Source organism: Bradyrhizobium sp. 27S5, from assembly GCF_037217225.1.
GTDB classification, from domain to species: Bacteria; Pseudomonadota; Alphaproteobacteria; order Rhizobiales; family Xanthobacteraceae; genus Bradyrhizobium; species Bradyrhizobium septentrionale.
Map to the genome: position 1 here is coordinate 3,550,732 of NZ_CP147714.1, position 13,316 is coordinate 3,564,047.

General features: G+C 65.6%; 12 protein-coding genes. 8 read left to right on the forward strand and 4 right to left on the reverse strand.

The window, feature by feature from the left end:
* Positions 1 to 473: 473 nt before the first annotated feature.
* The gene (locus tag WDM24_RS16320; protein WP_338699520.1) at positions 474 to 1,400 is read right to left on the reverse strand and encodes an alpha/beta fold hydrolase; all 927 of its coding nucleotides are present in this window, start codon (positions 1,398 to 1,400) and stop codon (positions 474 to 476) included.
* A gap of 146 nt (positions 1,401 to 1,546) precedes the next feature.
* Here WDM24_RS16320 and WDM24_RS16325 point away from each other — a divergent pair, with 146 nt between their 5' ends.
* From WDM24_RS16325 to WDM24_RS16340, 4 genes are all read left to right on the forward strand, one after another.
* Positions 1,547 to 2,935 carry a class II 3-deoxy-7-phosphoheptulonate synthase gene (locus WDM24_RS16325; RefSeq protein ID WP_338699522.1) on the forward strand — a complete coding sequence of 463 codons (1,389 nt, stop codon included), beginning with the start codon at positions 1,547 to 1,549 and terminating at the stop codon, positions 2,933 to 2,935.
* Between the two features lie 29 nt (positions 2,936 to 2,964).
* Positions 2,965 to 3,318 (forward strand): diacylglycerol kinase, encoded by a 354-nt coding sequence (locus WDM24_RS16330; protein WP_165123196.1) that lies wholly within the window; start codon positions 2,965 to 2,967, stop codon positions 3,316 to 3,318.
* Between the two features lie 41 nt (positions 3,319 to 3,359).
* Positions 3,360 to 4,505, forward strand: coding sequence for an NAD(P)/FAD-dependent oxidoreductase (locus tag WDM24_RS16335; RefSeq protein WP_338699527.1), 1,146 nt, complete (start codon positions 3,360 to 3,362; stop codon positions 4,503 to 4,505).
* An 87-nt stretch (positions 4,506 to 4,592) separates the two neighbouring features.
* Complete coding sequence (locus tag WDM24_RS16340) at positions 4,593 to 6,344, forward strand: NAD+ synthase (RefSeq protein WP_338699529.1); 1,752 nt, start codon at positions 4,593 to 4,595, stop codon at positions 6,342 to 6,344.
* Between the two features lie 66 nt (positions 6,345 to 6,410).
* On the opposite strand, the gene WDM24_RS16345 is transcribed toward WDM24_RS16340, so the two are convergent.
* Both WDM24_RS16345 and WDM24_RS16350 read right to left on the reverse strand, forming a co-directional pair.
* Positions 6,411 to 7,415, reverse strand: a complete 1,005-nt coding sequence (locus WDM24_RS16345; RefSeq protein WP_414645730.1) for a DUF2865 domain-containing protein — start codon at positions 7,413 to 7,415, stop codon at positions 6,411 to 6,413.
* A 307-nt stretch (positions 7,416 to 7,722) separates the two neighbouring features.
* Complete coding sequence (locus tag WDM24_RS16350; RefSeq protein ID WP_029078553.1) at positions 7,723 to 8,031, reverse strand: hypothetical protein; 309 nt, start codon at positions 8,029 to 8,031, stop codon at positions 7,723 to 7,725.
* A 297-nt stretch (positions 8,032 to 8,328) separates the two neighbouring features.
* Here WDM24_RS16350 and cysS point away from each other — a divergent pair, with 297 nt between their 5' ends.
* The 4 genes from cysS to WDM24_RS16370 all read left to right on the forward strand — a co-directional run bounded on the left by cysS (position 8,329) and on the right by WDM24_RS16370 (position 12,376).
* Entirely contained in the window at positions 8,329 to 9,744 is a 1,416-nt protein-coding gene (gene cysS / locus WDM24_RS16355; protein WP_338699534.1) for a cysteine--tRNA ligase, read from the forward strand.
* Entirely contained in the window at positions 9,741 to 10,247 is a 507-nt protein-coding gene (locus WDM24_RS16360; RefSeq protein ID WP_338699536.1) for a GNAT family N-acetyltransferase, read from the forward strand. Before cysS ends, WDM24_RS16360 begins: the two co-directional genes overlap by 4 nt.
* Positions 10,244 to 11,842 carry a citramalate synthase gene (gene cimA, locus WDM24_RS16365; RefSeq protein WP_338831818.1) on the forward strand — a complete coding sequence of 533 codons (1,599 nt, stop codon included), beginning with the start codon at positions 10,244 to 10,246 and terminating at the stop codon, positions 11,840 to 11,842. The genes WDM24_RS16360 and cimA overlap by 4 nt, the downstream gene beginning before the upstream one ends.
* Positions 11,843 to 11,998: 156 nt before the next feature.
* On the forward strand, positions 11,999 to 12,376 hold the full coding sequence (locus WDM24_RS16370; protein ID WP_338699540.1) for a VOC family protein: 378 nt from the start codon (positions 11,999 to 12,001) through the stop codon (positions 12,374 to 12,376).
* 216 nt (positions 12,377 to 12,592) lie between these two features.
* Here the strand turns inward: WDM24_RS16370 and WDM24_RS16375 are convergent, their stop codons facing one another.
* Positions 12,593 to 13,198: a TIGR00730 family Rossman fold protein gene (locus WDM24_RS16375; RefSeq protein WP_166296821.1), complete on the reverse strand. Its 606-nt coding sequence runs from the start codon at positions 13,196 to 13,198 to the stop codon at positions 12,593 to 12,595.
* Between the last annotated feature and the right edge of the window lie 118 nt (positions 13,199 to 13,316).

A 13,316-nucleotide genomic window follows, 5' to 3' on the forward strand; every position in this document is an offset into this window, starting at 1 on the left:
AAAGCTCGGACGATTCATGTCGCGAGAACGTGGGTGCGCGCGCAGATCTATCCCCGTCATCCTGAGGTGCGAGCCTCTTCGGCGAGCCTCGAAGGATCGACGGCCACCGGCCGGGCCGTGCATCCTTCGAGGCTCGCTCCGCTCGCACCTCAGGATGACGGGATCGATAGCCGTCATGCGAGCGAAGCAATGACGCCGCGGTCCATCGGTTCAACGACGACTGTCTCTGGAATACTGGATCGCCCGGTCAAGCCGGGCGATGACACCGGAGGTGGGGTGCGCCAATGACGCTGCGAACGACGCTACAAACGATCGCGCGAGAACCATCCGCATCGTCGTCCTGGCGAAGGCCAGGACCCATTACCCCAAGTGCTCGTTGTTGCGCGACGCTGGGGCCGCGATCCCGTTCACAAACAAATGCGGTGGTTATGGGTCCTGGCTTTCGCCAGGACGACGGCCGGGGAAATCTAAGCCTACCCCTCCGCCTCAAGCCACTCCGCGGCGCCGCGCCACAGCGCGTCGCGGTGTTCGCTGCGGAAGAAGCCGAAATGGCCGATCGTCTTCGCGCCGGCATCCGCGGGGCGGATCGAGATGATCTCCGGTGTGGTCGAGGTGAACGCGGAGCACAGCAGCTCGACCGCAGGCCGTGTCGCCCAGGTGTCGTCGGTGATGCTGATGGCGCGGAGCTTGCCCTTGAACTTTGTAAAATTCTCCCGCGCGGCCAGCGTCGTGTCGTCGAGCAGGTAGCGCTTGCGCATCGCCCAGCGCGTCCATTGCTCGAACACGCCCCTCGGCAGGTCCATGCCGAGCCCGGCCCAGCCTGGCAGGTAGCCGAGCGTGCGCGCCAGCGGCAGGCCGACGCCGTTCATGAAGGCGACGACGCGGTAGCGCTCGGGCGAGGCTATCAGCTTCCAGGTGGCGGCCTGCGAGGCGATCAAGAGCGCGCGCGGGATCTCGGCGTTGTTCGGCAACAGGCCGAGCGCCTGGCCGCCGAAGGAGTGGCCGACATAGGCGAAGGGCAGGCCGCGGTAGCGCTCGCGCATCCAGCTCACGGCGGCGGTGGCATCGAGCGCGGCCCAGTCCGCCATCGTGGCCTTGAAGCCGGCGAGCGACTTCGGCTTGTTGAGGCCGGTCGCGGCCATCGGCCTGCTATCGCCGGTGCCGCGGTAGTCGTAGGTCAGCACCGCCGCGCCGCGGCGGGCGAGATAGCCGGCAAAGCCGCGATAGACTTTTCGGGACACGGCGGTCGCCGAATTGATCAGCACGGCGTGGCGCTTGGCGCCGCGCGGCAGGAACAGCGTCGCGGCGAGCAGATAGCCGTCCGCGGCCGGTACGACGATGTCGTCGCTAAAAACGTCGTCCAGCGTGGCGGAGGCCACGGCGATTTCCCTGGCATTCATGGTATGGTCCAGCAAAGGCGAATCCGCATTTTCCTGCAAGAGTTTGACGGGATTGCAGGAATCCTTCTAGCGGGGGACCGGGCGGCTGTGTATAAGCCGGGCTTTCCCGTCGATTAAGTCGCGGTTTTTGCTCAGGAGTTGACCTCATGTCCGAGCGGTGGACACCCGATAGCTGGCGCGCCAAGAAGGTGCTGCAGGTGCCCGATTATCCCGATGCCAAGGCATTGGCCGATGTCGAGGCCCAGCTCGCGACCTTTCCGCCGCTGGTGTTCGCCGGCGAGGCGCGCAGCCTGAAAAAGGCGCTGGGGCGGGTCGCCGCCGGCGAGGCCTTCCTGCTGCAGGGCGGCGATTGCGCCGAGAGCTTTGCCGAGCACGGCGCCAACAACATCCGCGACTTCTTCCGCGTCCTGCTGCAGATGGCGGTCGTGCTGACCTATGCCGGCGCGCTGCCGGTGGTGAAGGTCGGCCGCATCGCCGGCCAGTTCGCAAAGCCGCGCTCGTCGCCGACCGAGAAGCAGGGCGACGTCGAGCTGCCGAGCTATCGCGGCGACATCGTCAACGATATCGCCTTCACGCCGGAAGCGCGGATTCCCGATCCGCAGCGCCAGCTGATGGCCTACCGGCAGTCGGCGGCGACGCTGAACCTGCTGCGCGCCTTCGCCACCGGCGGCTTCGCCAATCTCGGCAGCGTGCATCAATGGATGCTCGGCTTCCTGAAGGATTCGCCGCAGTCCCGCCGCTACAAGGAGCTGGCCGACCGCATCTCGGATGCGCTGAATTTCATGCGCGCCTGCGGCCTCGATCTCGAGAGCCATCCCGAGCTGCGCGCCACCGATTTCTACACCAGCCATGAAGCGCTCTTGCTCGGCTACGAGCAGGCGATGACGCGGGTCGATTCCACCACCGGCGACTGGTACGCGACCTCCGGCCACATGATCTGGATCGGCGACCGCACCCGTCAGCTCGATCACGGCCATGTCGAATATTTCCGCGGCATCAGGAACCCGATCGGCCTGAAATGCGGCCCGTCGCTGAAGCCGGACGAGCTGTTGAAGCTGATCGACATCCTCAACCCCGACAACGAGCCGGGACGGCTGACGCTGATCAACCGCTTCGGCGCCGACAAGGTCGGCGACCATCTGCCGGGCCTGATCCGCGCCGTGCAGCGGGAAGGGCGCGTCGTGGTGTGGTCGTGCGATCCGATGCACGGCAACACCATCACCTCGACCTCGGGCTACAAGACCCGGCCGTTCGACCGCGTGCTGTCGGAGGTGAAGTCGTTCTTCCAGGCCCATGCCGCTGAAGGCACCCATGCCGGCGGCGTGCATCTGGAGATGACCGGGCAGGACGTCACCGAATGCATCGGCGGCGCGCGCGCCATCACCGATGAGGATCTCAACGACCGCTACCACACGGTCTGCGATCCCCGTCTCAACGCCGAACAGTCGATCGATATGGCCTTCCTGATCGCCGAACTGCTGAAGCAGGAGCGTGTCGGCAAGGTCAAACCGATGCCGGCCGCTGCGGGGTTGTGATTTGGGGCAGGTGACTTGGGGACAGTGACTTGCTGAGGTTCTGGCGGGCCACCATCAACTCGCGCAACGGGCTGGCGTTCGCCATTCGCTCGGAGCAGGCGATTCGCGAGGAGGTGGTGGCGCTCGTGCTGTCGCTGCCGCTGGCCTGGCTGGTCGGCGCCACCGTGATGCGCCGGGTCGAGCTGGTCGCGACGGTGGTGCTGGTGCTGGTGATCGAGCTGCTCAACACCGCGATCGAGAAGCTCTCCGACCGCCTGACCATGGATCACGATCCGCAGATCGGCCGGGTCAAGGACATGGGCTCGGCCGCGGTCGGCGTCGCGCTGGTGATGGCCGGGGTGTTCTGGCTGTTCGCTCTCGCCGAGCGCATGGGGGCGTTCTGAGTCTGACCATGATCCGGAACGGCAAGGCGTAGGAGGTCATCGTGAGCGCCAACAAGGCGATCAAGCTTGCGGTGATCGGACGCGGTCTGATCGGATCGGCGGCTGCGCGACATCTGGCCAAAATGGGCCACGACGTTGCACTGATCGGGCCCGATGAGCCGGCCGATTTTTCGCAGCACAGCGGCGTCTTCGGCAGCCACTATGATGAGGGCCGCATCACGCGGACCTACGATCCGGGGGCGTTCTGGCGACAGGCGAACCGCGCTGCGATTTCGCGCTACGGCGAGATCTCGGCGGAAAGCGGTGTGGAATTCTACCGCGAAGCCGGTGCGCTTCACGTCGGCAACAGCGAAACCACCGATGTCGCTTCGGTCGGCACGATCTGCGCCGAAGACGGGATCGCTTGCGAAGAATTTCGTGATGCGGGGCTAGCCGAGCGATTTCCGTATCTCAAATCAACCGCGGGAATGCAGGGCTTTTTCGAGCCGCGCAATGCCGGATACATCTCACCGCGCCGCCTGGTCCGCGCGCAGACGATCGCGGCGGAGCGGGCGGGCGTAGGGATCATCGACGAAGCTGCGCTGGGGATTTCGGAGAACGGCTCCGGCGTGACGATCCGGACGCGATCGGGCAGTGTGGAGGCCGAGCGCGTTCTCGTCGCGACAGGCGGGCATACAGAGTCGCTGCTCGGCCGCTCCCTGGGCTTCACGGTCTATGCGCGCACCGCGGCGCTGTTTCGGCTTGGTGCGGCGGAGGTTCAGCGCCTGGCCGGAATGCCGTCGATGCGCTGTCTGGGGCCCAAGGGCGACAATCCCTATATCCTGCCGCCGATCCGCTATCCGGACGGCCAGACCTGGCTGAAGCTCGGCGGTGATCCGGTCGACATTGCGCTCGACAGCGAGGCTGACATCAAGGACTGGTTCCGATCGGGCGGATCGGTTGACGTTGCTGATCACCTGCAAGGGCAGATCCTTGCCCGTATCAGCGACCTCAGGTTCGAGGAGCGCCGCGTGGTGCCGTGCATGACCACCTTTGGCGACACGGGCTTGCCCTGCATCGGACCACTTTCCGAGCGGGTGACGGTCGCATTCTGCTGCTACGGCAAGAGCGCGAAATGTTCGGACGAATTGGGCCGGTTGGGCGGCATGGCGCTGCTCGGCGAGGTCAGGGCAGAGCTTGCGCCCTGATTGGCCCCCGTCATGGTGCGATTTCTGCAATCGCACCATGACCGGACGACCATTGAAGTTTGCCCTTGTGCGGGACAACATGAGCGTATGAGCGAACAACAGATCAAGATCACCCTGGCGCAACTCAATCCGACGGTCGGTGACGTCACCGGCAACGCCGCGAAGGCGCGCGCCGCGCGCGAGAAGGCGAAGGCAGACGGCGCCGACCTCGTGGTGTTGTCGGAGCTGTTCGTCGCCGGCTATCCGCCGGAGGATCTGGTGCTCAAGCCGGCGTTCCAGTCGGCCTGCCGCGCCGCGATCGAGGAACTGGCGCGCGAGACCAAAGATGGCGGCCCAGCCATGCTGATCGGGACGCCCTGGGTCGAGGATGGCAAGCTCTACAATGCCTGCGCGCTGCTCGACGAGGGCCGCATCGCCGCGCTGCGCTTCAAGGCCAACCTGCCGAATTACGGCGTGTTCGACGAGAAGCGGCTGTTCGCGCGCGGCCCGGCATCGGGCCCGGTGACGGTGCGCGGCGTGCGCATTGGCGTGCCGATCTGCGAGGACATCTGGCTCGAGGAGTCGGAGGAATACGAGAACGTCGTCGAGTGCCTGGCCGAAACCGGCGCCGAGATCCTGATCGTGCCGAACGGCTCGCCCTATGCCCGCGACAAGACTGATCTGCGGCTCTCGATCGTGGTGGCGCGCGTCACCGAGAGCGGGCTGCCGCTGATCTATCTCAACGAGATGGGCGGCCAGGACGAATTGATCTTCGACGGCGCCTCGTTCGCGCTGAATGCCGATCTTTCGGTGGCAGCACAGCTGCCGGCGTTCGAGGAGAACATCACGACGCTGATCTGGCGCAAGACGGCGGACGGCTGGCGCTGCAACGGGCCGATCACGCCGCAGCTCGAGGGCGACAAGGCGGATTATGCGGCCTGCGTGCTCGGGCTGCGCGACTATGTCCGCAAGAACGGCTTTCCTGGCGTGCTGCTCGGCGTCTCCGGCGGCATCGACTCGGCGCTGTGCGCGGCGATCGCGGTCGATGCGCTCGGCGCCGACAAGGTGCGCGGCGTGATGCTGCCGTTCCGCTACACCGCGCAGGTCTCGCTCGACGATGCCGCCAAGCTCGCGACCGCGCTCGGCATCCGCTACGAGGTGCTGCCGATCGCCGATGCCGTGAACGGGTTCGAGGCGATTCTCGCGCCGGTATTCAAGGGGCTGGAGCGCGACATCACCGAGGAGAATCTGCAGGCGCGGGCCCGCGGCACGCTGTTGATGGCGATCTCCAACAAGACCGGCGCCATGGTGGTGACGACAGGCAACAAGTCGGAGATGTCGGTCGGCTACGCCACGCTGTACGGCGACATGAACGGCGGCTTCAACCCGATCAAGGACATCTACAAGACCGAGGTGTTCCGCCTGTCGAGCCTGCGCAATGCCTGGAAGCCGGACGGCGCACTGGGACCGTCGGGCGAGGTGATCCCGGTCAACATCATCATCCGGCCGCCGACCGCTGAATTGCGCGAGAACCAGACCGACCAGGATTCGCTGCCGCCCTACGACGTGCTGGATGCGATCCTCGAGCGGCTGGTGGAGCGCGAGGAGCCGCTTGCGACCATCATCGCCGCCGGCTTCGATCGCGACGTGGTGACCCGCATCGATCGCCTGCTCAACATCGCCGAATACAAGCGGCGGCAGGCCGCGCCTGGAGTGAAGGTAACGCGCAAGAATTTCGGCCGCGACCGCCGCTATCCCATCACCAACCGCTTCCGCGATTTCGGCCAGGCATTGCCGGAGCCCGACGACAAGCTGGTGACCCGCACCTCGCGCGCGTCGGCCGAAGCGTTCGAGGGATAGAGCATGATCCGGAAAAGTGGGGACCGGTTTTCCGCGAGATCATGCTCAAACAAAAAGGGATAAGCGTTACTGCTTCTTCTGCGGAATGAAGGTCGGTCCGACGGTGCGGATCTGGCCGTCGCTTGCGGGCGCGGCCGGCGCCGTGGCGTCAGCGGCGGCGGGTTGCTGCGGCGCTGCCGCGGCCGGCGCGCCCTTCTTGCCGGCGGCGGCCTTGGTCTGAGCCCGCTGCTGCATCTTCCGCGCGCTCTCCTCGGTGACGATGATGTCACCCTGCTGCTCGGCGGATGCCTTGTCGTCGACGGCCTTCAGCGCCTCCGCCCAGCTCTGGCCGGCCGGCTTGCAGGAGCAGGACGGGTTGAACTCGGTGCGGTACTTGAAGGCGTTCGGCAGCGACGAGTAGGACTGGCCGTTGATCGAGACCGCCTGGTTGATGTCCTCGCCGGGATTCCGGTAGGTGAACAGGCTGGCTTCCGCGGCGGGGCACTGCGCCTTGCAGATTTGCTCGTCGGCGGCGAAGCGTGCCTGCGAGGTCGCGAACGAGATCGGGAAATAGGCGCCGTCGCAGGTGCGGACGCAGACGGTGCGGAAGGTGCCGGACTGTGCGCCATATTGCGCGTCGGGCGGGGGCAGCGGATTGGGATTGTTTTGGCCGCCGCCGAACAGGTTCTCGATGAAATTGCCGGGGCCGCGCGCAGCCGCGGCGTATTGCGGGCCGCAATTGTTCTGCGCGAGCGCGGTCAAGACCGAGCGGCGCTGGTTCTCGCGGTCGGCGCCGCCGAGTCCGCCGGAGCGCAGCCGCTCCAGATTCGTAGTGATCTGGTCGAGATTGGCGCGCATCTGCTGGATCTGGGTGTTGACCGGACCGCACTGCGCCGAGTTGTTATTGAACAGCGAAAAGAAGCCGGAACTGTCGCAGCCCATCCGCCGAGCCTGCGCCGTCACCCGATCGAGCTCGCCCTGCTGCCTTGTGGCCGCATCCTGATAGCGGCGGATTTGCTCGTCCTTGGCCGGATCGCCGGTGCCGCCGCCACGATCAATCGCCGCCAGCTGGCCTTCGAGCCGTCCGCACATCGGATTCGCCTGCGGATTTGCCTGCGCGCCCTGAGGGGCCGGGCCGGCGGGCCCGGGGGCACCTGCGCGAATGCGCCCGTGGCGGGCAGGGCGATGCCGGCCAGCACGGCGCCGGTCAGAAGCCAGCGGGAGAAGCGAGAACAGGGGCTATTGGGCATATCCGGCCATTAAAACGACGCCGCGCGGCGATCAACGCCAAAGCGCGCGGCCAAGCCGCCTGCAATAGCCGTTTCTCGGGGCAGCGTCACGTCGTTTCCGGGGCGCCGGTGTGGCAATAACCCCGCTTGACCAGCGGCTTGCCGCGGCCTCAGCGCTGACAGGTGATGGCGACGTATTCGCCGCAGACGTTGCCCGAGCATTTCTCGTTCGCAGCGTGCGGAACTGCGCCGGTGATCTCGTCCGGATCGACGCGGCGGTAATTGGTGGCCTGCGCAAAATCGCGTGACTGGCAATAGGCGCGGGCGGCGGACGCGCCGCAGCGGTCGCCGCGGGCCAGGCATTGGTCGATGCCGTAGCCGTCGGCCTGGTTGGCGATGATGAAGACGCGGCTGTCGGCCAATGCGGCCGAGGAGACAAGGAAGAACGTGCAGGCAATCAATGCTGAAATGGGCCGCATGGCGCACCAATGAAATGGCGGGGAATCCGCTGGCCCTTCCGATACGCCCAAATGCTTAATAATGATTAACCATGAGGGCGTTGGCGTGATTTTGGTCCACCCCCGGCGCTGCAAATCGCCCGAAAACAGCCCCTTGACGCCATGCAGGGGGCATGAGACAGGATGGAACCATGAACGGCCACCTCGCCATCTGCAGCATTTGCCGCGAGATTATTAGCTAGCGATTCGCTGGCTGAGGCCGTCTTTTCTCAATCACCCTGAGATGATCGGACGCCCGGCCGCGAGGACAGGTGATCCATGGAATTGCGCCTTTACGATACGTTGACCCGGGAGAAGCGGCCGTTCGTGCCGCTCGATGCCAATAACGTCCGCATGTATGCCTGCGGACCGACGGTCTATGACTTCGCCCATATCGGCAACGGCCGCGCGGCTGTTGTTTTCGACGTGCTGTTTCGCATGCTGCGCCATCGCTATGGCGCCGGCCACGTGACCTATGTCCGGAACATCACCGACGTCGACGACAAGATCAACGTTCGCGCCGCGCGGGATTATCCCGGCGTGCCGCTGAACGAGGCGATCCGCAAGGTCACCGAGCAGACCTATCAGCAGTACCAGGACGACGTCACGGCGCTGGGCTGCTTGCCGCCGACCGTGCAGCCGCGCGCCACCGAGCACATCCCGGAGATGCGCGCGATCATCGAGAAGCTGGTCGCCGGCGGTTTTGCCTATGTCGCCGAGGATCACGTGCTGTTCTCGCCGCAGGCTATGAACGCGGCCAATTCGGAGCTGCCGCGCTACGGTGCGCTGTCGAAGCGTTCGCTCGACGAGATGATCGCCGGCGCCCGCGTCGACGTTGCGCCCTACAAGCGCGACAACACCGACTTCGTGCTGTGGAAACCGTCGAAGCCGGGCGAGCCGTCATGGCCGTCGCCGGCAGGCATCGCGGTCGAGGGCCGGCCCGGCTGGCACATCGAGTGCTCGGCGATGGCCTGGAAGCATCTCGGCGAGAAGTTCGACATCCATGGCGGCGGCATCGACCTGGTGTTCCCGCACCATGAGAACGAGCTCGCACAGACCTGCTGCGCGTTCAACTCCGACCGCATGGCCAATGTCTGGATGCACAACGGCTTCCTGCAGATCGAAAGCGAGAAGATGTCGAAGTCGCTCGGCAACTTCTTCACGATCCGCGATCTCCTGGCCGATTGGCCGGGCGAAGTGCTGCGGCTCAGCATGCTGAGGACGCATTACCGCTCGCCGCTCGACTGGACGCTCAAAAGCGCGGAAGAGGCCGCGAAGACACTCGACGACTGGTATGCGATTGCGGCCGACGCCGAGCCCGGCGCGCCGTCGCCGGCGATGGTCGAGGCGCTTTACGACGACCTCAACACGGCGCAGGCGATCGCCGTGCTGCACGGCCTGCGCAATGCCGCGTCGGCGAGCGAGCAGAGCCGCAAGGAGTTTGCCGGTTCGCTCCGGCTGCTCGGCTTCCTGTCGGAGAGCGCGGCCGCGTGGGAGGGACGCAAGCAGCAGGCAAGTGGCGTCGATGCTGCCGCCGTCGAGGCGCTGCTCGCCGAGCGCACTGCGGCGCGCGCACGCAAGGACTTCAAGGAGTCCGACCGGATCCGCGATCAACTCGCCGCGATGGGCGTGGTGATCAAGGATGGCAAGGATGCCGACGGCAAACCGGTGACGACCTGGGAGGTTGCGCGATGAGCCGCTCCGCACCCGCATTGCGCCCGTATCTGCCTGATGACGCGCCGCTGCTGGCGGCGATCTTTGCGGCCTCGATCATGGACCTGACCGGCGACGATTACAGCGAGGCGCAGCAGGAAGCCTGGGCGGGGGCCGCCGACGACGAGGAGGCCTTCGGCAAGAAGCTCGCCGGCCAGCTGACGCTGATCGCGACGTTGCAGGGCGCGCCGGTCGGCTTCGCCTCGCTGAAGGGGGCCGATCACATCGACATGCTCTATGTGCATCCGAGCGCGGTGGGGCAGGGTGCAGGCAGCGCGCTGTGCGACGCGCTGGAGAAGATCGCGAGCGCCCGCGGCACCAAGGCCCTGAAGGTCGATGCCAGCGACACCGCGCTGGAGTTCTTCCGCAAGCGCGGCTACATCGCGCTGCAGCGCAATACAGTCACCGTCAACGACGAATGGCTCGCCAACACCACGATGCAGAAGACGCTCGACGGTGTCGCGACCCCGGAAGGCCACGCATGAGCCGCGAACGCCTCTATCTGTTCGACACCACGCTGCGCGACGGCGCGCAGACCAACGGCGTCGATTTCACGCTGCAGGACAAGCAGGTGATCGCGGCGATGCTCGATCAGCTCGGCATCGACTATGTCGAGGGCGGCTATCCCGGCGCCAATCCGACCGATAGCGAGTTCTTCAGCAAGAAGCCCGCTTTCGACCATGCGCGCTTCACCGCCTTCGGCATGACGCGGCGGCCGGGCCGCTCGGCGTCGAACGATCCGGGGCTCGCCGCCATCCTCGCGGCCAGGGCGGATGCGATCTGCTTCGTCGCAAAATCCTCCGCCTACCAGGTCCGCGTCGCGCTCGAGACCACCAATGAGGAGAACCTCGCCTCGATCCGCGACAGCGTCGCCGCGGCCAAGGCACTCGGCCGCGAGGTGATGGTCGACTGCGAGCATTTCTTCGACGGCTACAAGGAGAATCGCGACTACGCGCTCGCCTGCGCCAAAGCGGCCTATGAGGCCGGCGCGCGCTGGGTGGTGCTGTGCGATACCAATGGCGGCACCATGCCGCATGAGGTCGAGACCATCGTCGGCGACGTGATCAAGCATGTGCCGGGCGCGAACCTTGGCATCCATGCGCATAATGATACCGAGCAGGCGGTGGCCAATTCGCTCGCCGCGGTGCGCGCCGGCGCGCGGCAGATCCAGGGCACCCTCAACGGCCTCGGCGAGCGCTGCGGCAACGCCAATCTCTGCTCGCTGATCCCGACCTTGAAGCTGAAGCAGGAGTTTGCCGAGAAGTTCGAGATCGGCGTCACCACGGAGAAGATGGCGACGCTGATGAAGGTGTCGCGCACGCTCGACGACATGCTGAACCGCGCTCCCAATCGCCACGCGGCCTATGTCGGCGAGAGCGCCTTCGTCACCAAGACCGGCATCCATGCCTCCGCGGTCATGAAAGATCCGCAGACTTACGAGCACGTGCTGCCGGACTTGGTTGGCAACCACCGCAAGGTGCTGGTCTCGGATCAGGCCGGCCGCTCCAACGTGATGGCCGAGCTCGACCGAGCCGGCATCGTCTACGACAAGGGCGACCCGCGGCTGACGCGTCTGGTCGAGGAGCTGAAGGAGCGCGAGGCCGCAGGGTTCGCCTATGAATCCGCCAACGCCTCGTTCGAGCTCCTGGGGCGGCGCACGCTCGGCAAGGTGCCGGAATATTTCAAGGTCGAGCAATTCGACGTCAATGTCGAGCAGCGCTACAACGCCAACGGTCAGCGCGTCACGGTGGCGCTCGCGGTGGTGAAGGTCGACGTCGACGGCGAGCGGCTGATCTCGGCCGCCGAAGGCAACGGTCCGGTCAATGCGCTCGACGTGGCGCTGCGCAAGGATCTCGGCAAGTACCAGAAATATATCGACGGGCTGAAGCTGATCGACTACCGCGTGCGTATCCTCAATGGCGGCTCCGAGGCGGTCACGCGCGTGCTGATCGAGAGCGAGGACGAGACCGGTGACACCTGGACCACGGTCGGCGTGTCGCCCAACATCATCGACGCCTCGTTCCAGGCGCTGATGGATTCGTTGGTCTACAAGCTGGTGAAGTCGGGCGCGCCGGTGTGAGTGGCTAGGCCGTTATTCCGGGGCGCGTCGACGACGCGAACTATGGTGCGCAATTGCGCACCTGAGAATCTCGAGATTCTCAGATGTGCAATTGCACATCATAGTTCGATGCCTCGCATCGCCCCGGAATGGCAGCATAACGAGAAGGGCGCTTGCATGATCGACCACGTCTCCGTCGGCGTCCACGATCTCGAACGCGCCGCGCGGTTCTATGAACCGACGCTGGCCGCGCTCGGCCTGACCCGTCTGGTCACGCGGCCGGCAACGATCGGCTTCGGCAAGGCCTATCCCGAATTCTGGATCAATCTGCGCGCCGCCATGGCACCCGTGCCGCATGAGAGCGGCAGCCATATCTGCCTGCGCGCCAAGACCACCGCCGAGGTCGATGCCTTCCATGCCGCCGCGTTGGCCTCCGGCGGCTTATCCGATGGCGCCCCTGGCCTGCGCCCGCACGACCGCTTGCGCTACTACGCCGCCTTCGTCCTCGACCCGGACGGCAATCGCATCGAGGCCGTGACGTTTCCGAGCGAGTAGGGTGCGGCTTTCCGCCAGGTCGCGATGTTGCCAAACGCGTCATCCTGAGGTGCGAGCCCTTGCGAGCCTCGAAGGATGCACGGCCCGGCTGGTGGCCGATTCATCCTTCGAGGCTCGCCGAAGAGGCCTCGCACCTCCAGCGACAAAGGCGAAGCCTTTGCGCGGGGATGACGGTGAGAGGGCTGTGCAAGCCGGCACAGCTCGAAAACTTCTCGCCTACAGCCGCCGCGCCACTTCCGGCGCGAGTTCCTTCGCGGCTTCCGGTGTGCGCGCCACCGCCGAGCGCAGCCGCGGCAGGATGTCGTCGACGCGGTCGGCCATCAGGACGTTGATCGGCAGCGTCGCGCGGATGAATTCGGTCGTGCGCATGTGGCTCAGCAGCGAGAGCAGGGGTTCCCAGAAGCCATCAATATTGGCGAGCAGGATCGGCTTGTGGTGACGGCCGAGTTGCTGCCAGGTCAATTGCTCGACCAGCTCCTCCAGCGTGCCGATGCCGCCGGGCAGCGCCACGAACGCGTCCGAACGTTCGAACATCAGGCGTTTGCGCTCATGCATGTCGGGTGTGACGATCATCTCCTGAACCGAGGTCAGCGCGTTCTCGCGCGCGCGCAGGAATTCGGGAATGATGCCGGTGACGGAGCCGCCATGGTCGAGGGTGGATTTTGCCACCGCGCCCATCAGGCCGATCGAACCGCCGCCATAGACCAGGCGCACGTTGTTTTCGGCAAAGCTCTTGCCGAGCGCGACGGCAGCTTCGATGAAGCGGGGATTGTTACCGGGGCCGGAGCCGCAATAAACACAGACAGTCTTGATTTGGTTCATACATTCCTTGTGGCACTGCAGCGTAAACAGGGTCAAGACTCGCATATGGGGATTGTGGGCCAAAAAACCCCGTAAATTCCCGCGAATCGCGAACAAATTTCGCCATAAGCCTGTACGT

Coding starts and splice junctions, on each gene's coding strand:
- WDM24_RS16320 (WP_338699520.1), bottom strand. CDS start 1,400: ATGAATGCCAGGGAAATCGCCGTGGCCTCCGCCACGCTGGACGACGTT.
- WDM24_RS16325 (WP_338699522.1), top strand. CDS start 1,547: ATGTCCGAGCGGTGGACACCCGATAGCTGGCGCGCCAAGAAGGTGCTG.
- WDM24_RS16340 (WP_338699529.1), top strand. CDS start 4,593: ATGAGCGAACAACAGATCAAGATCACCCTGGCGCAACTCAATCCGACG.
- WDM24_RS16345 (WP_414645730.1), bottom strand. CDS start 7,415: ATGTGCGGACGGCTCGAAGGCCAGCTGGCGGCGATTGATCGTGGCGGC.
- WDM24_RS16350 (WP_029078553.1), bottom strand. CDS start 8,031: ATGCGGCCCATTTCAGCATTGATTGCCTGCACGTTCTTCCTTGTCTCC.
- cysS (WP_338699534.1), top strand. CDS start 8,329: ATGGAATTGCGCCTTTACGATACGTTGACCCGGGAGAAGCGGCCGTTC.
- WDM24_RS16360 (WP_338699536.1), top strand. CDS start 9,741: ATGAGCCGCTCCGCACCCGCATTGCGCCCGTATCTGCCTGATGACGCG.
- cimA (WP_338831818.1), top strand. CDS start 10,244: ATGAGCCGCGAACGCCTCTATCTGTTCGACACCACGCTGCGCGACGGC.
- WDM24_RS16370 (WP_338699540.1), top strand. CDS start 11,999: ATGATCGACCACGTCTCCGTCGGCGTCCACGATCTCGAACGCGCCGCG.
- WDM24_RS16375 (WP_166296821.1), bottom strand. CDS start 13,198: ATGAACCAAATCAAGACTGTCTGTGTTTATTGCGGCTCCGGCCCCGGT.